This is a genomic window from Variovorax soli NBRC 106424 (genome assembly GCF_001591385.1).
Classification (GTDB): Bacteria; Pseudomonadota; Gammaproteobacteria; order Burkholderiales; family Burkholderiaceae_C; genus Variovorax; species Variovorax soli.
This window is the reverse complement of sequence record NZ_BCUU01000002.1, coordinates 84773-109122: the sequence shown is the minus strand read 5'-3', so window position 1 is coordinate 109122 and position 24350 is coordinate 84773. Positions and strand designations below refer to the sequence as shown.

21 protein-coding genes and 2 tRNA genes are annotated in these 24350 nt (G+C 66.5%); 15 read left to right on the top strand and 8 right to left on the bottom strand.

The annotated features are described in order from the left end of the window. Positions 1–81: 81 nt before the first annotated feature. From VSO01S_RS01265 to VSO01S_RS01255, 3 genes are read left to right on the top strand one after another with little or no spacing between them, the layout of a single operon-like run. Positions 82–477 (top strand): hypothetical protein, encoded by a 396-nt coding sequence (locus tag VSO01S_RS01265; protein ID WP_068640015.1) that lies wholly within the window; start codon positions 82–84, stop codon positions 475–477. 7 nt (positions 478–484) lie between these two features. Beyond that, a complete protein-coding gene (locus VSO01S_RS01260; RefSeq protein WP_068639984.1) occupies positions 485–1543 on the top strand; it encodes a homoserine kinase in 1059 nt (352 codons plus the stop codon). Position 1544: 1 nt separating this feature from the next. Then, positions 1545–2348 carry a BPSS1780 family membrane protein gene (locus VSO01S_RS01255; RefSeq protein WP_068639983.1) on the top strand — a complete coding sequence of 268 codons (804 nt, stop codon included), beginning with the start codon at positions 1545–1547 and terminating at the stop codon, positions 2346–2348. A gap of 25 nt (positions 2349–2373) precedes the next feature. Here the strand turns inward: VSO01S_RS01255 and VSO01S_RS01250 are convergent, their stop codons facing one another. Continuing rightward, on the bottom strand, positions 2374–4782 hold the full coding sequence (locus tag VSO01S_RS01250) for a UvrD-helicase domain-containing protein (protein WP_068639982.1): 2409 nt from the start codon (positions 4780–4782) through the stop codon (positions 2374–2376). Between the two features lie 304 nt (positions 4783–5086). On the opposite strand from VSO01S_RS01250, the gene VSO01S_RS01245 reads away from it, so the two are divergent. Beyond that, positions 5087–6064, top strand: a complete 978-nt coding sequence (locus tag VSO01S_RS01245; RefSeq protein ID WP_068639981.1) for a GMP reductase — start codon at positions 5087–5089, stop codon at positions 6062–6064. A gap of 28 nt (positions 6065–6092) precedes the next feature. On the opposite strand, the gene VSO01S_RS01240 is transcribed toward VSO01S_RS01245, so the two are convergent. Further along, complete coding sequence (locus VSO01S_RS01240) at positions 6093–6977, bottom strand: alpha/beta hydrolase (protein ID WP_068639980.1); 885 nt, start codon at positions 6975–6977, stop codon at positions 6093–6095. 106 nt (positions 6978–7083) lie between these two features. Between VSO01S_RS01240 and VSO01S_RS01235 the strand changes: the two genes are divergently transcribed. After that, positions 7084–7159 (top strand) — tRNA-Ala (locus VSO01S_RS01235). A 112-nt stretch (positions 7160–7271) separates the two neighbouring features. Here VSO01S_RS01235 and VSO01S_RS01230 read toward each other — a convergent pair. Next, positions 7272–7574, bottom strand: coding sequence for a DUF4124 domain-containing protein (locus tag VSO01S_RS01230; RefSeq protein WP_068639979.1), 303 nt, complete (start codon positions 7572–7574; stop codon positions 7272–7274). Positions 7575–7864: 290 nt separating this feature from the next. On the opposite strand from VSO01S_RS01230, the gene VSO01S_RS01225 reads away from it, so the two are divergent. The 7 genes from VSO01S_RS01225 (at position 7865) to VSO01S_RS01195 (ending at position 13901) form a co-directional block, all read left to right on the top strand. Beyond that, a tRNA-Lys gene (locus tag VSO01S_RS01225) sits at positions 7865–7940 on the top strand. Positions 7941–8325: 385 nt separating this feature from the next. Beyond that, complete coding sequence (pilB, locus tag VSO01S_RS01220) at positions 8326–10059, top strand: type IV-A pilus assembly ATPase PilB (RefSeq protein ID WP_068639978.1); 1734 nt, start codon at positions 8326–8328, stop codon at positions 10057–10059. 23 nt (positions 10060–10082) lie between these two features. Beyond that, entirely contained in the window at positions 10083–11306 is a 1224-nt protein-coding gene (locus VSO01S_RS01215; protein WP_068639977.1) for a type II secretion system F family protein, read from the top strand. Then, the gene (locus VSO01S_RS01210) at positions 11306–12271 is read left to right on the top strand and encodes a prepilin peptidase (protein ID WP_068639976.1); all 966 of its coding nucleotides are present in this window, start codon (positions 11306–11308) and stop codon (positions 12269–12271) included. The genes VSO01S_RS01215 and VSO01S_RS01210 overlap by 1 nt, the downstream gene beginning before the upstream one ends. A gap of 10 nt (positions 12272–12281) precedes the next feature. Next, positions 12282–12893, top strand: a complete 612-nt coding sequence (coaE, locus tag VSO01S_RS01205) for a dephospho-CoA kinase (RefSeq protein WP_068639975.1) — start codon at positions 12282–12284, stop codon at positions 12891–12893. A gap of 32 nt (positions 12894–12925) precedes the next feature. Further along, a complete protein-coding gene (zapD, locus tag VSO01S_RS01200) occupies positions 12926–13681 on the top strand; it encodes a cell division protein ZapD (protein WP_068640014.1) in 756 nt (251 codons plus the stop codon). A 10-nt stretch (positions 13682–13691) separates the two neighbouring features. Next, positions 13692–13901, top strand: coding sequence for a DNA gyrase inhibitor YacG (locus VSO01S_RS01195; protein WP_068639974.1), 210 nt, complete (start codon positions 13692–13694; stop codon positions 13899–13901). Positions 13902–13918: 17 nt separating this feature from the next. On the opposite strand, the gene VSO01S_RS01190 is transcribed toward VSO01S_RS01195, so the two are convergent. The 4 genes from VSO01S_RS01190 to secA all read right to left on the bottom strand — a co-directional run bounded on the left by VSO01S_RS01190 (position 13919) and on the right by secA (position 19341). After that, entirely contained in the window at positions 13919–14332 is a 414-nt protein-coding gene (locus VSO01S_RS01190; RefSeq protein ID WP_068639973.1) for an NUDIX domain-containing protein, read from the bottom strand. After that, the gene (locus VSO01S_RS01185; protein WP_068639972.1) at positions 14329–15204 is read right to left on the bottom strand and encodes an ATP-binding protein; all 876 of its coding nucleotides are present in this window, start codon (positions 15202–15204) and stop codon (positions 14329–14331) included. Before VSO01S_RS01185 ends, VSO01S_RS01190 begins: the two co-directional genes overlap by 4 nt. 9 nt (positions 15205–15213) lie before the next feature. After that, the gene (argJ, locus tag VSO01S_RS01180) at positions 15214–16443 is read right to left on the bottom strand and encodes a bifunctional glutamate N-acetyltransferase/amino-acid acetyltransferase ArgJ (protein WP_068639971.1); all 1230 of its coding nucleotides are present in this window, start codon (positions 16441–16443) and stop codon (positions 15214–15216) included. A 120-nt stretch (positions 16444–16563) separates the two neighbouring features. Further along, positions 16564–19341, bottom strand: coding sequence for a preprotein translocase subunit SecA (gene secA, locus VSO01S_RS01175; RefSeq protein WP_068639970.1), 2778 nt, complete (start codon positions 19339–19341; stop codon positions 16564–16566). Between the two features lie 194 nt (positions 19342–19535). Between secA and VSO01S_RS01170 the strand changes: the two genes are divergently transcribed. Together VSO01S_RS01170 and VSO01S_RS01165 are read left to right on the top strand one after the other, a co-directional pair. Continuing rightward, entirely contained in the window at positions 19536–19841 is a 306-nt protein-coding gene (locus tag VSO01S_RS01170; RefSeq protein WP_068640013.1) for a hypothetical protein, read from the top strand. Between the two features lie 70 nt (positions 19842–19911). Beyond that, positions 19912–21492 (top strand): phospholipase D family protein, encoded by a 1581-nt coding sequence (locus tag VSO01S_RS01165; protein WP_068639969.1) that lies wholly within the window; start codon positions 19912–19914, stop codon positions 21490–21492. A 27-nt stretch (positions 21493–21519) separates the two neighbouring features. On the opposite strand, the gene VSO01S_RS01160 is transcribed toward VSO01S_RS01165, so the two are convergent. Next, complete coding sequence (locus VSO01S_RS01160; RefSeq protein ID WP_068639968.1) at positions 21520–23784, bottom strand: aminotransferase class V-fold PLP-dependent enzyme; 2265 nt, start codon at positions 23782–23784, stop codon at positions 21520–21522. A 102-nt stretch (positions 23785–23886) separates the two neighbouring features. Here VSO01S_RS01160 and VSO01S_RS01155 point away from each other — a divergent pair, with 102 nt between their 5' ends. Further along, positions 23887–24348, top strand: a complete 462-nt coding sequence (locus VSO01S_RS01155) for an Lrp/AsnC family transcriptional regulator (RefSeq protein WP_281179793.1) — start codon at positions 23887–23889, stop codon at positions 24346–24348. Positions 24349–24350 lie beyond the last annotated feature (2 nt).

The window sequence follows — 24350 nt, the reverse complement described above, 5'->3', positions numbered from 1 at the left end:
TTTTGCCTGCCGGCGCCAGGGCCGTTCGCGGGCGCAAAATGGGCAGCAGGCGGCTTTGGCGCCACCTACAATATCTGCATCATGGCCGCCTCACACTCCTCCTTCTTCCGCAGCGCGCTGCTGTCCATTGCATGCCTTGCCCTTGCCGGCATCGCACAGGCCCAGACCACCGCGCCCGACGCTGCCGCCCCGTCCGCAGCGCCGGCACCGGCCGACGGTCTGAGCCGGGCCGAGAAGCGGGAGGAAGGCCGCCGCAACCAGAAGATCGAGCGCATCCACGTGGACGACGGCGGCGCCAAGGTCGACGAGCTGCGCTATGGCGGGCAGACGCAAAGCATCACCGTCACGCCCAAGAACGCCAACATGCCCCAGTACGAGGTCGTGCCGAACAACAACAACAGCCGCACCGGCCAGCAAGGCGGAGGCGATGCCGGCAGCGGCACCGGCCCCACGCTGTGGAACGTGCTGAAGTTCTGAGCACCGCGTGGCAGTCTTCACCGAAGTCGGGCTGGACGAGGCCCGCGAGTTGATGACGCGCCTGGGCCTGGGTGAGCTGCAAGCGCTCAAGGGCATCGAAGGCGGCATCGAGAACACCAACTACTTCGCCACCACGGACCAGGGCGAGTTCGTGCTGACGCTGTTCGAGCGCCTTCGGGCCGACCAGCTCCCCTACTACCTGTGCCTCATGAAGCACTTGGCGGCCAAGGGCCTGCCGGTGCCGGAGCCCTTTGCCGACCCGGCCATCGCGCCGCCTGACGGCCATGCGCTCGAGATTCCGGCCAATGCGCCTTGCGAGTTCCTGCACACGGTGGCCGGCAAGCCCGCCGCGGTGGTGCATCGCCTGGCGGGCAAGAGCGAGCTGGACCCGGGCGCCGCGCACTGCGCCGAGCTGGGCCGGATGCTGGCCCGCATGCATGTGGCCGGGCGCGACTTTCCGCGCATCCAGCCCAACCTGCGCGGCCTGCACTGGTGGAATGAGACGGCCCCCGTGGTCATGCCCTACCTGGACGAATCGCAGGCGGCGCTGCTGGCCAGCGAACTCGCCTACCAGAACCACGTGGCCGAGTCGGCCGCCTATGCCGCCGTGCCCCGCGGACCGGTGCATGCCGACCTGTTCCGCGACAACGTGATGTTCGCCGTGCGTGAGGATGAAGCAGGCCACCCGCCGCACCTCTCGGGCGTGTTCGACTTCTACTTTGCCGGCACCGACAGCTGGCTCTTCGACCTGGCCGTGTGCCTGAACGACTGGGCCGTCGACCTGCCCACCGGCGTCGACCACCCCGAACGCGCCGCCGCGCTGCTGGAGGCCTACCAGTCGGTGCGCCCGCTCGGCGCGGCCGAGCGCCACCTGCTGCCGGCCATGCTGCGTGCGGCGGCGCTGCGCTTCTGGATCTCCCGCCTGTGGGACTTCCACCTGCCGCGCGAGGCATCGATGCTCAAGCCGCACGATCCGCGGCATTTCGAGCGCGTGCTGCGGCATCGGGCGCGCGCTCTGCAAACGGCCGACATCTATCCGCAAGAGCCTGCCGAGATGGCGGCCTGACATGAAGCTCAACATCGTCCCCGCCCGCAACGGCTCGCTCTGGGTGCGCCAGGGCCTGAAGACTTTCTTCAAGCAGCCGCTGGCCCTCATCTCGCTGTTCTTCTTCTTCATGGCGATGATCTCGATCGCCTCGCAGTTCCCGGTCATCGGCGGCACGCTGGCGCTGGTGCTGCTGCCGACCATGACGCTGGGCCTCATGGTGGCCAGCGCCAACATCGAGGCCGCGCCGGACATGCGCCCGCCCGCCGGCAGCGTGTTCATGGCCGCGCTGCGCGCCGTGCGCCAGGACCTGCGTCCGCTGCTGGTGCTGGGCGCCTTCTACGCGGTGGGCTTCCTGCTGGTGATGGCTGTGTCGGCCCTGGCCGACGGCGGCAAGTTCGCCGGCGTCTACCTGCTGGGCCGCCCGCTCACGCGCGAAGCGGCACAAGAAACCGACTTCCAGGTCGCGCTGTGGATCGCGATGGCGCTGTACCTGCCGCTTTCGCTGGCCTTCTGGCATGCGCCGGCGCTGATGCACTGGCACCGGGTGCCGCCTGCCAAGAGCATCTTCTTCAGCCTGGTGGCCTGCTTTCGCAACATCGGCGCGCTCACCATGTTCGGCATCGTATGGCTGGGCTTTTTCATCGGCGTCGGCATCGTGATCAGCCTGCTCACCGGGCTGATGATGGCCGTGGGCGCCATGGGCGGCGGCGACGCCGGATCGGCCATTGCCAGCGTGCTGATGGTGGGCGGTGCGCTGGTCATGGCCGCCATGTTCTTCTGCTCGATCTGGTTCAGCTTCCGCGACTCGTTCGCGGGCGACTGATCGCCCGAGCCGCTCGCCTCTCAGATCAGATCGGCGTGAGCTTGGCCACGCTCAGGGCGAGCCACTTGACTCCGTGGCGGGTGAACTTGACCTGGGCGCGGGCGTCGTCGCCGGTGCCTTCCAGGGCGAGCACGGTGCCTTCGCCGAACTTGTTGTGGAACACCTGCATGCCTGAACGCAGGCCGTGCGACGGCGCCGCCTTCTGCGGCGGCACGGGCGGGCTGGCGAAGGTGTCGCGGCTGGCGCCGCTACCGTAGCTGCTGCCGTAGCTCCCGCCGCCGCCCTGGCTGCGCGTGCTGCCGTAGCCGCCGCCGTAGCCGAAGGCGGAGGGCGTGAAGCCTTGGTTCTTGGGCGTGAGCCACTTGAGCGCCTCCTCGGGCAGCTCGTCGAAGAAGCGGCTCTTGACGTTGTAGCGGGTCTGGCCGTGCAGCATGCGCGTCTGCGAATGACTCAGGTACAGGCGCTTGCGGGCGCGGGTGATGGCCACATACATCAGGCGGCGCTCTTCCTCCAGGCTTTCGCGGTCGCTCATGGAGTTCTCGTGCGGGAAGATGCCGTCTTCCAGCCCGGTGATGAACACGCAGTCGAACTCCAGGCCCTTGGCAGCATGCACCGTCATGAGCTGCACGGCGTCCTGCCCGGCCTGGGCCTGGTTGTCGCCGGCTTCCAGCGAGGCATGGGTGAGGAAGGCTGCCAGCGGGCTCACCGTTTCGCCGGTGTCGGCGTCCGGTGGCGGCGGCAGGACGTCGTCCAGCACCGGGCGCGAGGTGTCGATGCCCTGGCTGGCCGGCGACTGGCGCAGCTCGTCCAGCGGCAGGGCCACGGCGTCACGGCCGAACCCTTCCTGCGTGACGAAGCTTTCGGCGGCATTCACCAGTTCCTCCAGGTTCTCCACCCTGTCGGCGCCTTCGCGGTCGGCCCGGTAGTGCTCCACCAGGCCGCTGTGCTGCAGCACCAGCTCGATGATCTCGCGCAGCGTGATGCCCTGCGTCTGCTCGCGCAGCACATCCAGCTTGGCGACGAAGGCCGACAGGTTGGCACCGGCCTTGCCGCTGAGGGTGCTGACGGCCGCATGCAGCGAGGTGCCTGCGGCACGCGCCGCATCCTGCAACTGCTCCAGCGTGCGCGCGCCGATGCCGCGCGGCGGGAAGTTGACCACCCGCAGGAAGCTCGTGTCGTCGTCCTTGTTTTCCAAGAGGCGCAGGTAGGCCAGCGCGTGCTTGATCTCGGCCCGCTCGAAGAAGCGCAGGCCGCCATACACGCGGTAGGGCACGCCGGCATTGAAGAGCGCGGTTTCCAGCACGCGGCTCTGGGCGTTGCTGCGGTAGAGCACCGCCATTTCCTTGCGCTCGAAATCGTCGCGCACCAGCTGGCGCATCTCTTCCACCACCCACTGCGCCTCGGCGAAATCGGTGGGCGCCTCGTACACGCGCACCGGCTCGCCGGGCCCCTGGTCGGTGCGCAGGTTCTTGCCCAGGCGCTGGCTGTTGTGGCTGATGAGCTGGTTGGCCGAATCGAGGATGTTGCTGAAGCTGCGGTAGTTCTGCTCCAGCTTGATCTGGTGCTCAACGCTGAACTCACGCACGAAATCGGCCATGTTGCCCACCCGCGCGCCGCGGAAGGCGTAGATGCTCTGGTCGTCGTCGCCCACCGCCAGCACGCTGTTGTCGCCGGGCACGAAGCGGCCTTCCACCGTGTGGCCGGCCAGCATCTTGATCCAGGCGTACTGCAGGCGGTTGGTGTCCTGGAATTCGTCGATCAGGATGTGGCGAAAGCGCCGCTGGTAGTGCTCGCGCACCGCGTCGTTGTCGCGCAGAAGCTCGTAGCTGCGCAGCATGAGTTCGCCGAAGTCGACCACGCCCTCGCGCTGGCATTGCTCTTCGTAGAGCTGGTAGATCTCGATCTTCTTGCGGTCGTCGCTGCTGCGCGCCTCGATGTCGCGCGGGCGCAGGCCGTCTTCCTTGGCGCCGGCGATGAACCACTGGGTCTGCTTGGCCGGAAAGCGCTCTTCGTCGACGTTGAACTGCTTCATCAGCCGCTTGATGGCCGAGAGCTGGTCTTGCGTATCGAGGATCTGGAAGGTGGACGGCAGGCCCGCCAGCTTCCAGTGCGCCCGCAGCAGGCGGTTGCACAGCCCGTGGAAGGTGCCGATCCACATGCCGCGCACGTTCACCGGCAGCAGGGCCGACAGGCGCGTCAGCATTTCCTTGGCCGCCTTGTTGGTGAAGGTGACGGCCAGGATGCCGCCGGGCGAGACCTGGCCGGTCTGCAAAAGCCACGCAATGCGCGTGGTCAACACGCGGGTCTTGCCGGAGCCTGCGCCGGCCAGGATCAGGGCATGCCCCTCGGGCAGCGTCACGGCGGCGCGCTGCTCGGCGTTCAGGTGCTGGAGCAGCGGGGATTGGGCGGCGGCCGCCTCGAAGTCAGTCAACATTGACCGATTGTAGAAAGCGCCGCGTATGGGCTCCATACGAATTCCCATGTCTGCGCCATCCTGGGCGATGGCGTAGAATCAGTCACCGGGCCCAAGTTTCTTGCGCCCGGTTTTTTGTGGCCGAAAACTCCCGAAACCCCTTCTGGAGCAGACACAAGAACCCGGCCGGACCAAGCGCTCATTCGTTCTTCAACGACTCCGGCCGCCGCCGGGCCGCCCCAAGGCGGCTCGGGCCTCCCCCTCGGGGGGTGGCGAAGCACACGCAGTGGCAAGCCGGGGGGCCATATTTTCTGGAGCCTGGTTCATGCAAATCTTCGACTACGACAACATCCTTCTTCTTCCGCGCAAGTGCCGCGTGGAAAGCCGTTCCGAGTGCGACGCCAGCGTCGAGCTGGGCGGCCGCAAGTTCCGCATCCCGGTCGTGCCGGCCAACATGAAGACGGTGGTGGACGAATCCATCTGCGTCTGGCTGGCCAAGAACGGCTACTTCTACGTGATGCACCGCTTCGACATCGACAACGTCAAGTTCGTGAAGGACATGCACGGCCAGGGCGTGTTCGCGTCGATCTCGCTGGGCGTGAAAAAGCCCGACTACGACACCGTCGACCGCCTGGCGGCGCAAGGCCTGGTGCCGGAGTTCATCACCATCGACATCGCCCACGGCCATGCCGACACGGTGAAGAACATGATCGGCTACCTCAAGCAGAAGCTGCCGAAGTCCTTCGTCATTGCCGGCAACGTGGGCACGCCCGAGGCCGTCATCGACCTGGAAAACTGGGGCGCCGATGCCACCAAGGTGGGCATCGGCCCGGGCAAGGTCTGCATCACCCGCCTGAAGACCGGCTTCGGCACCGGCGGCTGGCAGCTGTCGGCGCTCAAGTGGTGCGCCCGCGTGGCCACCAAGCCCATCATTGCCGACGGCGGCATCCGCGACCACGGCGACATCGCCAAGAGCATCCGCTTCGGGGCCTCGATGGTCATGATCGGCTCGCTGTTCGCAGGCCATGAAGAGTCGCCCGGCAAGACCGTGGAAGTGGACGGCCAGCTCTTCAAGGAGTACTACGGCTCGGCCAGCGACTTCAACAAGGGCGAATACAAGCACGTCGAGGGCAAGCGCATCCTCGAGCCGATCAAGGGCAAGCTGGCCGAAACCCTGGTGGAAATGGAGCAGGACGTGCAAAGCTCCATCAGCTACTCGGGTGGCAAGAAGCTGATGGACATCCGCAAGGTCAACTACGTCACCCTGGGCGGTGACAACGCCGGCGAACACCTGCTGATGTGATCGCGGGCGCCGCGCCTGCTCCTGTCGATCAGTCGCGGCGCTGCAGCAGTTCCACCGCCAGTTCGTGCACCCGGTGCGCCGGGTCCGCAAAGGCATCGACGATGCTGAAATGGTCGCGGCCCGGTGCCAGTTTGCACACCGGCACCGCGTCCGGGCCCCACGCCCGGGCGATGGCCTCGTTCTGGCGAATGAACTCGTCGCTCTCCAGCCCACCGGCAACGGCGTAGAGCGTACCCGCTGCGGGTGCAGGCCACATGGCGGGACTGGTTCGCCGTACCTCCTCGGGCGACAGCCGCAGCGATACCTGGAACGACGGCGTGAGGCGCATGGGCTCGAGTTCGAAAAGACCCGAAATGGCCAGCGCATGGCGCACCAGGTGCCGAGGCAGGTCGGGGGCCACCTGCTGCCAGCGGCACGCCAGCAGCATGGCGGCCAGGTGCCCGCCCGCCGAGTGCCCCGCCACCGTGATGCGGCGCGGATCGCCACCGTATGCGGCAATGTTGCGCCATGTCCACTCAAGCGCACGCGCCATCTGCAAGGCAATGTGCGAAATGCCGACGGGCGCAGCATCCGTGCCGGGGCACAGGGCGTAGTTGGGCACCACCACGCACGCCCCGCGCCGGGTGAAGGGCGGTGCAATGAAGGAGTGATCCCGCTTGTCCAGGGCGCGCCAATAGCCGCCATGGACGAAGACCAGCACCGGCGCGCCGTCGCCGCCGCCGCCGCCTTGCGCTGGGAAGATATCCAGCGTCTCGTTCACCCCGCTGCCATAAGGCACATCGATGCTGCAGGGCTGCGTGCGGCGCACCTCGGCCGAAGCTGCCGCCCAGCGCGCGAAATACTCGCCATGCTCCGGCACGCGTGCGCGGTTGTTGTACATGCGCTCCAGCCATTCGGGATCGTCAAGCGGCATCGGTCGAGGCTCCTGGTACGGGGTCGGAAGGCAGCGATCTTGACATGGCGCCGACATACGCCTGCGCCGTTTGGCGTTAGACTTGCTGTCTGATTGATTGCGATGTGGGGGGGTAGCTCAGCTGGGAGAGCGCCGCGTTCGCAATGCGGAGGTCGGGAGTTCGATCCTCCTCCTCTCCACCACAGGTTCAAGGGCTCGGAAAGTCTTCTTTCCGAGCCCTTTTCTTTTGCTGGATCCAAACCAGGCGCCATCGCTGCAAGGCTGGCCGACGCACTCGCCTTGACGAGACCGCCACTACTTCCCTTGCTGCGCAGACGCCGCCGGCCGCGCGGCGCGATCCGGAATGAAGTCGTACTGTCCGGACATGTCGCGCATCCGCGCGCTGATCATCTGAGGCGCGGCGAGCCGATCGACGGCACCCGAGCCGCTCCGGCTTGCCTGCTGTTGCGCTGCCGCATCCGGCGTAGCGCACGGCCGGTCGGAAAGAATGGTCTGGCCCTTCTCGTCCTTGCAGCGGTGGATCTGGGCGCTGGCGGCGAAACTTGCCACGGCCAGGGCGGTGACAAGCACAGAGCGGAAGATGCGCACGGAATGCATGGAATGACCTGTTCGTCTTGCGGAGTCGCAGGCATGGTAGGCCTGACAACCGAGTTCTTGGGCACAAGGAGTTGACTGTAAGTGGCACTTTTTGGCGGTTTCGCCACCTTTGCCACACTCGGTTTCTTGACGTGCGGGCAGAATGCGAACCTTCGATTAACACAGGGCGCAAACCGGCGCTTGTCGAACGCGATGGCGGCCCGATTTCTTCGATCAAACGCCGCGGTCTGAAGAAGTGCAAAAATATGCGCTATAATTTTTGGATTGCCTGAAAACAGCAATGCTTTCAGGGGCTCTTAGCTCAGTTGGTAGAGCAGCGGACTCTTAATCCGTAGGTCGAGTGTTCGAGTCACTCAGGGCCCACCAACATACAAGGCCAGTCTTCTTCGCGGAAGACTGGCCTTTTTCATTGCCTCTCCCGCGACCTGTCCACGCCGCTTGCAGCAATTTGCCGGCCGCATTCCTTCGGCTTAATCCAAGAGAACTCCCGTCAAGAGCAAACGTGGCGCGAAGTCGACACCTTCGGTAACGGCGCCATGACAGTGGGCCTTCGCCGCCTCTGGTGCGCTATCCTTTTGTAAGGTTGCGCGCAACCTCTACCTGTGTGGAGAGACGGTGCTCCTTTCCCAAGGCGGAATTGGCGGAGTAATGCCAAATGTTTCGCGATACAGCCCGGACCGGCGGTTTACGCCCCGGAATCGATCAGCGATGATCCAAGAATCATTTTGTGACGGTTTTTACGACCCCTTGAATGGCTGCTGCTGCAGAACCCCTCGCTAAGGACAACGCGCCCGTTGCATTGCCGGGGCTGGCGCGCGCGCTCATCTCGGCGGGCAAGCTGCAGGCCCGCACGGCCGAGGAAATCTACCAACGCTCGCAAAGCGCGCGCAGCAGTTTCATTGCCGAACTGACGGGAACAGGCGCCGTGTCGCCTGCCGACCTCGCTCATACGCTCTCGAGCGCCTTCGGTGCGCCCCTGCTCGACCTGGATGCGGTCGACCCGCAGCGCCTGCCCAAGGACCTGCTCGACCCCAAGATGTGCCAGGCCTACCGCATCGTGGTCCTGAGCAAGCGCAACAACCGCCTGATCGTGGCCACGGCCGACCCGTCGGACCAGCAGGCGGTCGAAAAGATCAAGTTCGCGTCGCAGATGGGCGTGGACTGGGTCATCGCGGAGTACGACAAGCTTTCGCGCATGATCGAGGCCGCAGCCGTGAGCGCGGCCGAGACCATCGACAGCATCGTCGGCGTCGAGTTCGAGTTCGACGAGACCTCCACCGAAACGCAGGAAAGCACCGACCAGGCCAGCGCCGAAGTCGAAGACGCGCCGGTGGTGCGCTTCCTGCACAAAATGCTGCTCGACGCCTTCAGCATGCGGGCGTCCGACATTCACTTCGAGCCCTACGAGCACAACTACCGGGTGCGCTTCCGGGTCGACGGCGAACTGCGCGAAGTGGCCACGCCGCCGGTGGTCATCAAGGAGAAGCTGGCCTCGCGCATCAAGGTGATCTCGCGGCTGGACATCTCCGAAAAGCGCATTCCGCAAGACGGCCGGATGAAGCTCAAGATCGGGCCGGAACGCGTCATCGATTTCCGGGTGAGCACCTTGCCGACGCTGTTCGGCGAGAAGATCGTGATCCGTATTCTCGACCCCAGCAGCGCACGCCTGGGCATCGACGCCCTCGGCTACGACGCCGTCGAGAAGGAACGGCTGCTGGCCGCCATCGGCCGCCCGTACGGCATGGTGCTGGTCACCGGCCCCACCGGCTCGGGCAAGACGGTGTCGCTCTACACCTGCCTGAACCTGCTCAACAAGCCGGGCGTGAACATCGCCACGGCGGAAGACCCGTCCGAAATCAACCTGCCCGGCGTCAACCAGGTCAACGTCAACGAGAAGGCGGGCCTGACCTTTGCGACCGCGCTGCGGGCCTTCCTGCGCCAGGATCCGGACATCATCATGGTGGGCGAAATCCGCGACCTGGAAACGGCGGACATCTCCATCAAGGCGGCGCAGACGGGCCACCTGGTGCTGTCGACGCTGCACACCAACGATGCGCCCACCACGCTTACGCGCATGCGCAACATGGGCATTGCGCCCTTCAACATCGCATCCAGCGTGATCCTGATCACGGCCCAGCGCCTGGCGCGCCGGCTCTGCACCGTGTGCCGCGAAGTGCACGACGTGCCGCGCCAGGCGCTGCTCGACGCCGGCTTCAAGCCGGCCGAAATCAATGGCACCTGGAAGCCGTATCGCGCGGTGGGCTGCTCGGCCTGCAACGGCGGCTACAAGGGCCGGGTGGGCATCTACCAGGTGATGCCGATCAGCGAAGAGATCCAGAAGATCATTCTGCGCGACGGCAGCGCGCTCGATATCGCCAAGCAGGCCGAGGCCGAAGGCGTGCGGACCCTGCGTCAATCGGGTTTGCAGAAAGTCATGCAGGGCCTGACATCGCTTGAAGAAGTGGTGGCAGTCACCAACGAATAACACGGCGCACCGGAGAAGAACTGATGGCCACCGCAGCAACGCCTCGCATCACGCACAAGGAATTCGTCTTCGAATGGGAAGGCAAGGACCGCAACGGCAAGACCGTTCGCGGCGAAGTCCGTGCCGCCGGCGAGAACCAGGTCATTGCCTCGCTGCGCCGCCAGGGCGTGCTGACGACCAAGATCAAGAAGAAGAAGATGAGCTCGGGCAAGGCGATCAAGCCCAAGGACATCGCCATCTTCACGCGCCAGCTGGCCACGATGATGAAGGCCGGCGTGCCGCTGCTGCAGGCCTTCGACATCGTCGGCCGCGGCAACGCCAACCCGAGCGTGTCCAAGCTGCTCAACGACATCCGCGCGGACGTCGAGACCGGCACCTCGCTGTCCTCGGCCTTCCGCAAGTTCCCGAAGTACTTCGACAGCCTCTACTGCAACCTGGTCGAGGCGGGTGAGGCGGCCGGTATCCTGGAAGAACTGCTCGACCGCCTGGCCACCTACATGGAGAAGACCGAGGCGATCAAGTCCAAGATCAAGTCGGCGCTGATGTATCCCACGTCGGTGATCGTGGTGGCCTTCGTGGTGGTGGCCATCATCATGATCTTCGTGATCCCGGCCTTCAAGCAGGTGTTCACCTCCTTCGGCGCCGACCTGCCCGCGCCCACCCTGTTCGTGATGGGCATGAGCGAGTTCTTCGTGTCCTACTGGTGGCTGATCTTCGGCGTGATCGGCGGCGGCCTGTACTTCTTCTTCCAGGCCTGGAAGCGCAATGAACGCGTGCAGCAGTTCATGGACCGCCTGCTGCTGAAGCTGCCGATCTTCGGCGAACTGGTGGAAAAGTCGTGCATCGCGCGCTGGACGCGCACCCTCTCCACCATGTTCGCGGCCGGCGTGCCGCTGGTCGAAGCGCTCGACTCCGTGGGCGGCGCCTCGGGCAATTCGGTCTACGCGCAAGCCACGACCAAGATCCAGCAGGAAGTCTCGACCGGCACCAGCCTGACGAGCGCCATGACCAACGCCAACATCTTCCCCTCGATGGTGCTGCAGATGACGGCCATCGGCGAAGAATCCGGCTCCATCGACCACATGCTGGGCAAGGCGGCCGAGTTCTACGAACAGGAAGTCGACGACATGGTGGCGGGCCTGTCCAGCCTCATGGAGCCGATCATCATCGTGTTCCTGGGCGTGATCATCGGCGGCATCGTGGTGTCGATGTACCTGCCCATCTTCAAGCTCGGCCAGGTCGTCTGATGCTGGTTTCGCAAGGGTTCGACGCCGCACTGGCCGGCGTCCTGGGTTTGCTCGTGGGCAGCTTTCTGAACGTGGTGGTCTACCGCACGCCGGTCATGATGTACCGGCAGTGGCTGAACGACGCGGTGGGCAACCTGGCCAAGGTCGAAGGAATTCCCTCGCTGTGGAGCCTCGTGTTCGGCCCCAAGGCCGACACGCCGCCGGCCCTGGAGGCGGCAGCGGACGAAGCCGCGAAGTCGCTGGATGCGCTGCCGCCCTTCAACCTGTCGCGGCCGGCCTCGCGCTGCGGGCATTGCGGCGCGCCGATCCGCTTCTATCAGAACGTGCCGGTGCTGAGCTACCTGTTCCTGCGCGGCCGCTGCGCCGCGTGCAAGGCACCGATCAGCGTGCGCTATCCCATCGTGGAACTGGTCACCGGCGCCCTTTTCGCGCTGTGTGCCTGGCGCTTCGGCCTGAGCCTGACGGGCGCGCTGTGGGCCGCCTTCGCGGCCCTGCTCATTTGCCAGTTCCTGATCGACCTGGACACCCAGTACCTGCCCGATTCGATCAACTACGTCCTGCTCTGGCTGGGGCTGATCGGGGCGGCGGCGGGGCTCACGGGCGTGTCGCTGCCATCGGCCGTCTGGGGCGCGGTGTTCGGCTACCTGGGCCTGTGGCTCATCTATCACGCCTATCGGCTGGCCACGGGCAAGGAAGGCATGGGCTATGGCGACTTCAAGCTGCTCGCGGCCATGGGAGCCTGGCTCGGCGCGGACTACCTGATCGCCATCGTGCTGGTGTCTTCGCTGGTGGGGGCGGTGCTCGGCTCGATCATGCTGGTGGCGGGCCGGCTGGCCCACAAGAACATTCCTATTGCCTTCGGTCCCTTCCTGGCCGGCGCGGGGCTCGTCTGCCTGGCGCTGGGGCCCGATACTGTGCGGCAATGGATCCCCTTCGCATTCCCCCTGGGCGCGCTGTCGCTCTGAGCCCTTGTCCATGCGACGCATCGGCCTGACCGGTGGCATCGGCAGCGGCAAGAGCACCGTGGCTGCCATGCTGGTGGCGCAAGGCGCCAGCCTGATCGACACCGACGGCATTGCGCGCGCCCTGGCCGCCCCGGGCGGCGCGGCCATGCCGGCCATTGCCGCCGCGTTCGGCCCCGAACTGGTCGCGCCCGACGGCGGTCTCGATCGGGCACGCATGCGTGAACTGGCCTTCGGCCACCCCGAGACCAAGCGCAAGCTCGAATCCATCCTGCACCCCCTGATCGGCCAGGAGTGCGAACGCCAGGCCCAGGCCGCCACCGGCGCACTGATCGTCTTCGACGTGCCGCTGCTGGTCGAATCCAAGCGCTGGCGCGCCATCGTCGAGCGGGTGCTGGTGGTCGATGCAAGCGAAGAGATTCAATTGCAACGAGTCGTGGCACGCTCCGCATGGACATCCGAGGCCGTGCGGGCCGTCATCGCCCAGCAGGCCAGCAGGCCATTGCGCCGCGCGGCTGCCGATGCGGTGATTTGCAACGAGAATCTGACGCTTGCGCAACTCGAGGACGAGGTGCGTGCCTTGTGGCGCCTGTGGGCCGGAAACGCCAGCGCTGCACCACTGTGAACTATGATGACCTCGACTGGAAACCGAGCCGCGTGATCCTTTACGAGTACCCCTTCAACGAGCGCATCCGGACCTACCTTCGTCTGGAGCACCTGTTCCGCCGCCTGGGCGAACTGGTGCCCGCCGATTCCCCGCTGTCGCACCACTACGCGCTGGTCACGATCTTCGAGATCATGGATGTGACTGCGCGCGCCGACCTCAAGTCCGACATCCTTCGCGATCTTGAGAAGCACAAGACCATCTTCGCGAGTTATCGCGGCAATCCGGCCATCTCGGAAAAGATGCTGGAGCAGGTCATCGGGCAGCTGGAGCGCAACTTCAACACGCTCAACGCCATTCACGGCAAGGCCGGACAGACCTTGACCGAGAGCGAATGGCTGATGAGCATCCGCAGCCGCGCCAACATTCCGGGCGGCACCTGCGAGTTCGATCTGCCGGCCTACTACGCCTGGCAGCACCGACCGGCCGCGGCGCGCCGCGCCGACGTCGAGAAATGGGCCGGCACGCTCGCGCCCATGGCCGAGGCGGTGTACCTGCTGCTCAAGCTGCTGCGCGACGCCGACGTGCCCTACAAGGTCATCGCCACCGGCGGCACCTACCAGCAGACGCTTCCGCAAGGGCGCAGCTTCCAGCTGCTGCGCCTGCGCATCGACCCGGCACTGGGCCTCATTCCGGAGATCAGCGGCAACCGCCTGATGGTGTCGGTGCGGCTGATGCGGCACGAGGCCGACGACCGGCTGCACCAGAGCACCGACGACGCGGCCTTCGAGCTGACGCTCTGCGCCTGAGACACACGCCATGACGGACGAAGGCAGCTTTGCCGCGCGCATCGTGAAATGCCCTGCCTGCGGGCAGGACAGCGTCTACGCCAGCAGCAACCCCTACCGGCCTTTCTGCAGCGCGCGCTGCAAGGGGATCGACCTGGGCGCCTGGGCCAGCGAGGAGTTCACCCTGCCGGCGGAAGCGCCGCCGGACGACGAGCCCTTCGGCGACCCGCGCCTGCAATAGCGCAGGGGCAGCGCGGCCTACGCGGCCAGGCCGCGCTCCTGGGCCATCCACTCAAGCACCGGCATGGCGCCGGGCAGCACCGGGCTCACGTCCAGCGGCAACTGCTGCCAGCACATGGCCTGGCCTTCGCGCATCTCGAATTCGCCAGTCCACTCGTGCACCTTGCACCAGTGCAGGCGCACCAGGGCATGCGGGTAGTCGTGCTCGGTGGTTTTCCAGACCTGGGCGCCACCGATGGTGATGCCCAGCTCTTCGTGCAGTTCGCGCCGCAGCGCTTCTTCCACGGTTTCTCCGGCCTCGATCTTGCCGCCCGGAAACTCCCAGTAGCCCGCGTAGGGCTTGCCTTCCGGCCGGGTGGACAGCAGCAATGCGCCGTCGGCACGAATCAGAATGCCGACCGCGACTTCGGTGTGCTTGCGCGGCTCGCTCATGACGCGGCACGCCCCGCGTAGTCGCGCGCAAACTGGAAGGCGACGCGGCCGCTGCGCGAACCGCGCTCCAGCGCCCACACGAGCGCCTCGGGCCGGGCCGCCTCGACGTCCTGGGCGCTGACGCCGAAGTGCGAGAGCCATTGCCCGACGATCGCCAGGTACTCCGCCTGGGTGAAGGGATAGAAGCTCACCCAGAGGCCGAAGCGCTCGGACAACGAGATCTTCTCCTCGATCACCTCGCCCGGATGCACCTCGCCGTCGTCCGTGTGGGTGTAGGTGAGGTTGTCCTTCATGTACTCCGGCAGCAGGTGGCGCCGGTTGCTGGTGGCGTAGATCAGCACGTTGGGCGTGGAGGCGGCCACCGAGCCGTCCAGGATCGACTTGAGCGCCTTGTAGCCGGCCTCGCCTTCATCGAAGCTGAGGTCGTCGCTGAAGATGATGAACTTCTCGGGGCGCTGCGACACCACCTCGATGATGTCCGGCAGGTCCACCAGTTCGGCCTTGTCCACTTCGATCAAACGCAGGCCCTGCGGCGCATAGGCGTGCAGGCAAGCGCGGATCAGCGACGACTTGCCGGTGCCGCGCGCGCCCGTCAGCAGCACGTTGTTGGCCGGCTTGCCCTGGACGAACTGGCGCGTGTTGCGCTCGATCTTTTCCTTCTGTTGGTCGATTTCCTTGAGGTCGTCCAGCGCCATGGTCGCCACGTGGCGCACCGGCTCCAGCGTGCCGTGGCCCGAGCTGCGGCGGCGGTAGCGCCAGGCGATGGACGCATTCCAGTCGGCCGGCGCGGCCAGCGGCTGCGGCAGGATCGATTCGATGCGGGAGATGAGCTGCTCGGCCCGTTCGATCAGGTGTTCGAATTTCTCGTTCATTGCGCTGGATCAGGAACGGTAATCAGCGTTGATGGAGACGTAGTCGTGGCTCAGGTCGCAGGTCCACACCGTGTCGGCGGCCTCGCCACGGCCCAGCACCACGCGCACCGTGATCTCGCTCTTCTTCATCACGCGCTGGCCGTCTTCTTCCTTATACGCAGGATTGCGGCCGCCCTTGACGGCCACATGCACATCGTCCAGGTACAGGTCGATGCCGGTCTGGTCGAGATCCTTGATGCCGGCATAGCCCACGGCCGCCAGGATGCGGCCCAGGTTCGGGTCGCTGGCGAAGAATGCCGTCTTGACCAGGGGCGAGTGGGCGATGGCGTAGGCCACCTGCCGGCACTCGGCGTCATTGCGGCCGCCTTCGACGCGCACGGTGATGAACTTGGTGGCGCCCTCGCCGTCCCGCACGATGGCCTGCGCCAGCTGCCGGGCCACGTCCTGCATGGCCTGGAGCAGTGCCTGCCCATCGGCCGACTCGAGCGAGGTGATGACGGGATTCGCCGCCTTCTGCGTGGCAATGACCACGAAGGAATCGTTGGTCGACGTATCGCCATCGATGGTCACGCGGTTGAACGATGCGTCAGCCAATTGCCTGGCCAGCGGCTGGACCAGCGCCGGGTCGATGCGCGCGTCGGTCGCCATGAAGCCCAGCATGGTCGCCATGTTGGGCCGGATCATGCCGGCGCCCTTGCTGATGCCGCTGATGGTGACCTCGGCACCGCCGATCTTCACCTTGGCGCTGAACGCCTTGGGAATCGTGTCGGTGGTCATGATGCCTTCGGCCGCACGCGCCCAGTTGTCGGGCCTGGCGTCGGCCAGGGCGGCGGGCAGGCCCGCTTCGATGCGGTCGATGGGCAGCGGCTCCATGATCACGCCGGTGGAGAACGGCAGCACCTCCTCGGGCGCGATCTCCAGCTTGCGGGCCAGGGCGATGCAGGTGGCGCGCGTGCGGGCCAGGCCGTCTTCGCCGGTGCCGGCATTGGCATTGCCGGTATTGATGACCATCGCGCGGATGCCGAAGTTCTTCTGCAGGTGCTCGCGGCAGACCTGCACCGGCGCGGCGCAGAAACGGTTCTGCGTGAACACGCCGCCCACGGCCGCGCCTTCGTCGACCAGCACCACGGTCAGGTCCTTGCGGTTGGCCTTGCGGATGCCGGCTTCGGCAACGCCGATTCGAACGCCCGGCACGGGGAAAAGTGCGGCCGGCTCGGGGGCGGAAAGGTTCACGGGCATCGTCTTACTCCTGGGGAACGTGCGCTGAGGATGATGTCAAGAAAAAAACGCCCGCGTCACCGGAAATCCATCCGGCTGGCGCGGGCGCGTCGGTTCGAAACGGGGGCTGATCTCCTCGAATCAGGTCAGCTTCCCGTGGCACTGCTTGTACTTCTTGCCGCTGCCGCAGGGGCACGGGTCGTTGCGGCCGACGCGCGCAAAGGCCATGGCGCCCGCGGACAGGCCGCCGGTGGCGGCGCGGCGAATGCTCTCTTCGTCCAGGCGGACCTCGGGCTCGCCGGTTTCGGTGGGCGCGGTGTAGGTCACGTTGCTGATGTTCTCGCCGCGCTCTTCCATGGCCTGGGCGGCTTCGTCGAGCTGCTCGCTGGACTGGATGCGCACCGTCATGAGCTGGCGCGTGACTTCGTTCTTCACCGAATCGAGCAGCTGGCCGAACAGCTCGAAGGCCTCGCGCTTGTATTCCTGCTTGGGCTGCTTCTGCGCATAGCCGCGCAGGTGAATGCCCTGGCGCAGATAGTCGAGCGAGGCCAGGTGCTCGCGCCAGTGGGTGTCGATGCTTTGCAGCAGCACCATGCGCTCGAACTGGACGAAGTTGTCCTGGCCGATGAGCTGGACCTTCGCATCGAAGGCCGCGTTGGCCGCAGCCACCACCTTCTCGACCACGTCTTCGTCCGAAACGCTGCTGGCGGCTTCCACTTCCTGCTTGAGCGCCAGATCGATGCCCCAGTCGTTGGCCAGCGTGCGCTGCAGGCCTTCCAGGTCCCACTGCTCCTCCACCGATTCGGGCGGCACGAACTGGCGCACCAGGTCGGTCATGCAGCCTTCGCGCAGCGCGGCGATCTGCGCCGACAGGTCGGCCGCGTCGAGGATGTCGTTGCGCTGCTGGTAGATCACCTTGCGCTGGTCGTTCGACACGTCGTCGTACTCGAGCAGCTGCTTGCGGATGTCGAAGTTGCGCGCCTCGACCTTGCGCTGGGCGCTTTCGATGCTGCGGGTGACAATGCCCGCCTCGATCGCCTCGCCGTCGGGCATCTTCAGGCGGTCCATGATCGCCTTGACGCGGTCGCCCGCGAAGATGCGCATGAGCGGATCGTCCAGGCTCAGGTAGAAGCGCGAGGAACCCTTGTCGCCCTGGCGGCCCGAGCGGCCACGCAGCTGGTTGTCGATGCGGCGCGACTCGTGGCGCTCGGTGGCGATGATGCGCAGGCCGCCCTGGGCGGTGACGAATTCATGCTCCTTGGCCCAGTCGGCGCGCAGGCGCTCGATCTCGGCACGCTTGGCACCTTCGTCCACCGTCTCGTCGTTCTCCAGCGACTCGATGATCTTTTCGACGTTGCCGCCCAGCACGATGTCGGTGCCGCGGCCTGCCATGTTGGTGGCAATGGTGATCATCTTCGGCCGGCCGGCCTGCGCCACGATGTCGGCCTCGCGCGCATGCTGCTTGGCATTGAGCACCTGGTGCGGCAGCCCGGCTTCGGTCAGCAGGCCCGAGATGATCTCGGAGTTCTCGATGGACGAGGTGCCCACCAGCACCGGCTGGCCGCGCTCGAAGCACTCGCGGATGTCGTCGATGGCCGCCTGGTACTTCTCGCGCGTGGTCTTGTAGACGCGGTCGAGCTGGTCGTCGCGCTTGTTGGGCCGGTTGGGGGGAATGAGGACGGTTTCCAGGCCGTAGATTTCCTGGAATTCGTAGGCCTCGGTATCGGCGGTGCCGGTCATGCCGGCCAGCTTGGCGTACAGGCGGAAATAGTTCTGGAAGGTGATGGAGGCCAGGGTCTGGTTCTCGGCCTGGATCTCCACGCCTTCCTTGGCTTCCACGGCCTGGTGCAGGCCGTCGCTCCAGCGGCGGCCGGTCATCAGGCGGCCGGTGAATTCGTCGACGATGATGACCTCGCCCTGCTGCACCACGTAGTGCTGGTCGCGGTGGTACAGGTGCTGGGCACGCAGCGCCGCGTTGAGGTGGTGCATCAGCGTGATGTTGGCCGGGTCGTACAGCGATGCGCCCTCGGGCAGCAGCTGGAACTGGGACAACAGCTGCTCGGCCTTCTCGTGGCCGTCTTCGGTGAGGAAGACCTGGTGGGTCTTCTCGTCGACCGTGAAGTCGCCCGGCTTGGTGATGCCTTCGCCCGTGCGCGGGTCGGCTTCGCCTTCCTGCTTGGTCAGGTGGGGCACCACCTTCTTCATGGCCAGGTACAGGTCGGTGTGGTCTTCGGCCTGGCCGCTGATGATGAGGGGCGTGCGCGCCTCGTCGATCAGGATGGAGTCCACCTCGTCGACGATGGCGTAGTTCAGGCCGCGCTGCACCCGGTCGCCGGTCTCGTAGACCATGTTGTCGCGCAGGTAGTCGAAACCGTACTCGTTGTTGGTGCCGTAGGTGATGTCGGCGGCGTAGGCCTGCTGCTTTTCCTCGCGCGGCATCTGCGGCAGGTTGATGCCCACCGACAGGCCCAGGTAGTTGTACAGGCGCCCCATCCACTGGGCGTCGCGGTTGGCCAGGTAGTCGTTCACCGTGACCACGTGCACGCCCTTGCCGGTGAGCGCATTCAGGTATACCGGCAGCGTGGCCGTCAGGGTCTTGCCCTCGCCCGTGCGCATTTCGGAAATCTTGCCGAAATGCAGCGCCATGCCGCCCAGCAGCTGAACGTCGAAGTGGCGCATCTTCATGATGCGCTTGGAGCCTTCGCGCACCGTGGCAAAGGCTTCGGGCAGCAGGTCGTCCAGCGACTCGCCCTTGGCGATGCGGTCCTTGAACTCCTGGGTCTTGGCTCTCAGCTCGTCCTCGCTCAGCTTCTCGAACTGCGCCTCGAGGTCATTGATGCGCGCCACCGTCTTGCGGTATTGCTTCAGGAGACGGTCGTTGCGACTGCCGAAAATCTGGGTCAGGAAGTTGGTGGCCATGAGTGGAGGTCGGTCCCGCACCTAGACTGTGCATGCGGGCACTTGGACCTGAATTCCTAAAATAGTCGATATCAACACTTGGGCCTGCTCAATTGGGTGCATCTTTGGCAAATGCAAGCCAAGCAAGCTGCCCAGGCCGCCGGAACGCCGGCAAACCATTGATTTTAGCCACCTTGTCTGTCTTCAATTCGACCGTGAACCGGCGCTTCAACCCCCTGACCGTGCTCCAAGCCACGGAGGCCTCGCCCACCCTGGCGGCCCTTGCCGAGCGCGCGCGCGACGCAGCCGAACGGTTGCGTGCCGTCGAGGACCTGATTCCCAGGGATCTGCGTGCGGGCGTGCAGGCCGGCCCCGCCGAAGGCGAGGAGTGGTGCCTGCTGGTGGGCAGCAATGCGGCAGCCGCCAAGCTGCGCCAGATGATTCCCATGCTGCTGGGACGGCTGCGCCTGCGCGGCTGGCACGTGAGCAGCCTGCGCATCAAGGTGCGCTCCCGCCGCTGACCTGGATGCTGCCGCTGCGGCCGAGGTCCCCCACTAGAATTTGCGGCACCTCTCGCCAACCGGAGATGCCGTGCCGACCTCCCCGCTGCTGCGCGCCGTTCTCGCAAGCGCGCTCGCGCTCCTGTTCAGCGCCTGTTCGTCTCTTCCCACCGACGTCGCGCGAACCGAATCCAAGGCGCTGAGCGACACGAGCGACACACGGCTGGGGCAAGGTGTGGGCGAACTGACCAAGGCGCACCCGGGCCAGTCGGGCATTCGGGCGCTTCCGGTGGCCAACGAGGCTTTCGCGGCCCGCATTCTTCTGGCGCGCGGTGCGCAGCGCAGCCTCGACCTGCAGTACTACATCTGGCACCGCGACACCACCGGCCAGCTGCTGTGGGAAGAAGTCTGGCGCGCCGCCGAACGCGGCGTGCGCGTGCGCGTTCTGATCGACGACGCCAACACCGGCGGCCAGGACGAGATGCTGGCCACGCTGGACGCACACCCCAACATCGAGCTGCGCCTGTTCAATCCGTTTGCCAATCGCAGCTTCCGGGCAGGGGACTTCATGCGCGACTTCACGCGGGTGAACCACCGCATGCATAACAAGTCCTTCACCGCCGACAACCAGGTGGCAATCGTGGGCGGCCGCAATATCGGCGACGAGTACTTCGGTGCCAACATGGAAGTGGGCTTCCAGGACCTGGACGTGATGACGGTGGGCCCGGTGGTGCGCGAGGTATCGCAGGAGTTCGATCTTTTCTGGAACAGCGCCTCGGCCTATCCCGGCGCCAGCCTGCTGCCCGCGGCCCCACCCGACGGCGTGGCGCAGCTGCAGGCTTCGTGGGAGGCCAATCGCAACCGCGACGAGGCCCGTGGATACATCGGGGAGACCAGCCGCACGCCGCTGGTCGCGCAGGTGATGCAGGGCCAGCTCGACTTCGAATGGACCCGCGCGCGCGTGCTGCACGACGACCCGGCCAAGGCCCTGCAGCCGGTCGACCGCAAGGACCTGCAGATGCTGCCGCACCTGGAGGCTGCGTTGGGCCGGCCCGACAAGGAACTGGATCTGGTCTCGCCCTACTTCGTGCCGGGCAAGGACGGCACCGCGGGCCTGTCCGCCTTGGCCAAGCGCGGGGTCAAGGTCCGGGTGCTGACCAATTCGCTCGCCGCCACCGACGTCGCACCGGTGCACGCGGGCTACGCCAAGTACCGCAAGGACCTGCTCGAGGCAGGCATCACGCTCTACGAGCTCAAGCCCGGCGCCGCCGTGCCGCCGCCCGACAAGGAAAGCCGGCCGCACGGCCTGCCCGGCAGCGGCTCCACCGGCGGCGGCTCGGCCGCCAGCCTGCATGCGAAGACCTTCGCGGCCGACCGCAAGCGGATCTTCGTGGGCTCGTTCAACCTGGACCCGCGCTCGGCCCAGCTCAATACCGAGATGGGCGTGGTCATCGACAGCCCGAAGCTGGCCGGCCAGTTGTCCAGCCAGCTGGACAGCGCCCTGCCCAACGCCGCGTACCAGGTCCGCCTGACGCCGCAGGGCGACCTGGAATGGATCGAGCGCGAGGCCGGTGGCCGAGAGACGACCTACACCAGCGAGCCGGGCACGGGAGGACTGCGCCGGCTGTGGGTGGACTTCCTGAAGATCCTGCCGATCGAATCGCTGCTCTGACGCAGCGGCAGCGCGCCCCGCCGGTCGTCAGATCGCCAGCGCCTCGGCGCCAGGCACATCGCCCGCCTGCGCGGGCCACAGCGCAAGCCCGCCTGCCAGGCTCCAGGCCTGCGCATGGCCGAGCCGGCGCAGCGCCCGCGCCGCCTGCGCACTGCGGTTGCCGCTGCGGCAGACAAAGACCAGCGGAGTTTCAGCCGGCAGCCGGGTCAATGCCGGCAGGGCGTTGATCAGGGTGGACAGCGGCACCGGCTGCGCGTCGAGCGCGCCGCCGGCCATGCCCATGCGCGACTCGAAGGGCTCGCGCACGTCGACCAGCATCGGCGCCGGCCCGGCAGACATTTGCGCCAGCAGTTCGGTCGACGGCAACTCCACCTGCTCGTCGAAGAGGCTGCATTCGGAGCGCGCACCGCAGGCCAGGGTCTGGTACTCGGTGGGTGCCAACGCCTGCTCGAGCGCGGCCTTTTCCATGGCAAAGGACTCGTCGCTCAATCGACCTTGCAAAACCGCGGCCAGCAGGGGCTGCGCCGCGCATTCGACGCTCAGCGTGGTGGCGAACCGGTTGTCGTAGTCGTGGGCAGGCAACAGCAGCGTGTGCGGCCCCACGGCCTGCTCGAGGGCGCGCAGCGACGCGCCGAACGCCGCAGGCGCGCTCTGCTCGAAGTCGCTTCGACCCAAGGCGCCGGGCATCACGGTGTCGCCGACAAAAGCCAGGCGCAGTTGCTGCAATCCGTCGTGCAGGAGATAGGCGGTCGAGTCCTGGGTGTGGCCCGGCACGGACATCCGCAAGAGGCGATGCCCGCCCAGGTCAAGGGCCTGGACGCCCCTCGGCCAGCCCAGGCCGTCGACGGCGTCGCACTTGCCCAAGGATGCGGGCAGCGCGTCGCGCAGCGCCTGGGCGGAAGAGGCATGGTCGCCATGGCTGTGCGTGTCCAGCACCGCGGCCAGTTCGAGCTGGCGGCAGTGGATCCATTGGGCCAGCCTGTCCGTCAGTTGCGGCAGCGGATCGATCACCACGCAGCGCCGGCTGCTTTCGTCCGCCACGATGTAGCAGCAGGCGCCGTCGACGACGAAGCGGGTGAGCAGCTCGACGGGCCCGTCGGCCCCCTGGACACCCTCGCTCTGGCAGGTGGCACGCAAGGCTTCGCCGCAGCTTTGCAGCCGGGCACAGGCTTCGTCGATGAGCCCGGCGCTGTCGGCCGCGCCGAAGGACAGGCGCACCGCCGATTCGGTCTGCCACGCGGGCAAGCCCATCGCCTCGAGCACGTAGCTGGGCTGCGCACGCGCCGCGCTGCAGGCGGAGCCGCCGCTCATGCGCAGGCCGGCAGCATCGAACAGGTCGAGCAGCATGCGGGCACTCATGCCGGGCACCGAGAAGTTCAGCGTCGTGGGCAGGCTGGATTCGAAGGGCGCGTTGAACACCACGCCGGGAAAGGCATCGCGCAAGGCGGCGGCGAGCCGGTCGCGCTGGGCCTGAAGGCGCTCGGGCGACGCGAACACGCCACCCGCCTCCAGCGCGGACAGCACCGCGCCCAGTGCCGCGATGCCGGCCATGTTCTCGGTGCCTGCGCGCAGTGCGCCCTCCTGCCCTCCCCCCATGAGCAGCGGCGTGAGCGGCGCGCCTTCGCGCACGTAGAGCATGCCGATGCCTTTGGGCGCATACAGCTTGTGGCCGGAGAACGGGGCGTAGTCGATGCGGCGCTCGGCCAGGTGCAGCGGCAGCTTGCCGAGCGCCTGCACGCCGTCGACCAGCCACAGCGCGCCGCTGCCTGCCAGCGCCGCGGCGATGCCGTCCAGGTCGCTGATGACGCCGGTTTCGTTGTTGGCCGCCATGGTGCACACCAGCCCCGCTTCAGGCGCGTGGCGGCTCAGCCAGGCCAGGTCGTGGCGCCCGTCGGCGCCCACCGGAATCGCCTCGATGTGCAATTGCAGGCCGAGCAGCGCGTTCCAGTGCCGAAGCGCTTCGGGCACGGCCTTGTGCTCGGTAGCGCCATAGAGCACGCGGGCGGGAATGGTTTCGCCGGCAATACGGCGCTGGCGCAACGCATGCAGCGCAGACAGCACGGCGGTCTGGATGCCTTCGGTGGCCCCGCTGGTGAACAGCAGTTGGCCGGTCGGTGCGCCCAGCACCCGGCGCGCCGCCGCGCGGACCTCGTCGAGCAGTGCGCGTGCCCTCAGGCCGCTGCCGTGGATGCTGCTCGGGTTGCCGAAGGTGTCGGCCATGACGGACAGCGCGGCCGCACGGGCCTGCGCAAGCACCGGGGTCGTGGCATTCGCGTCGAGATAGATTTCCATACGCGCAATTCTGCGGATGCAGTCGTGGAATCCGGGTGCTAAATTCGACCGGTTGCCACCAAGAATGAGCATCAGATTCCAATAATGACCAAACTATTGAAATTGGATTCCACGGACCGCAAGCTGCTCGCGCTTCTGCAGGAAGATGCCGGCCGCCAGGTGGCCGAGCTGGCCGAGGCGGTCGGCCTGTCCCAGACCCCGTGCTGGCGGCGCGTTCAGCGGCTGAGGGATGCCGGCGTCATCACCCGCAATGTGGCTCTGCTGGACCGCCACAAGGTCAATGTGGGGGTCACCGTGTTTGTTTCCGTGCGCACCAACACACACACGCAAGCCTGGTTCGACCAGTTTCGCGCGACGGTGGAGGCCATTCCGGAAGTCGTCGAGTTCTACCGGATGAGCGGCGACATCGACTACCTGCTGCGCGTCGTGGTGCCGGACATCGGCGCCTACGACAAGGTCTACAAGCGACTGATCGCCGGCACGCAGCTCTTCGACGTTTCTTCGAGCTTCGCCATGGAAGAGCTCAAGTTCACCACCGCCTTGCCGCTGTCGTACATCGATTGATT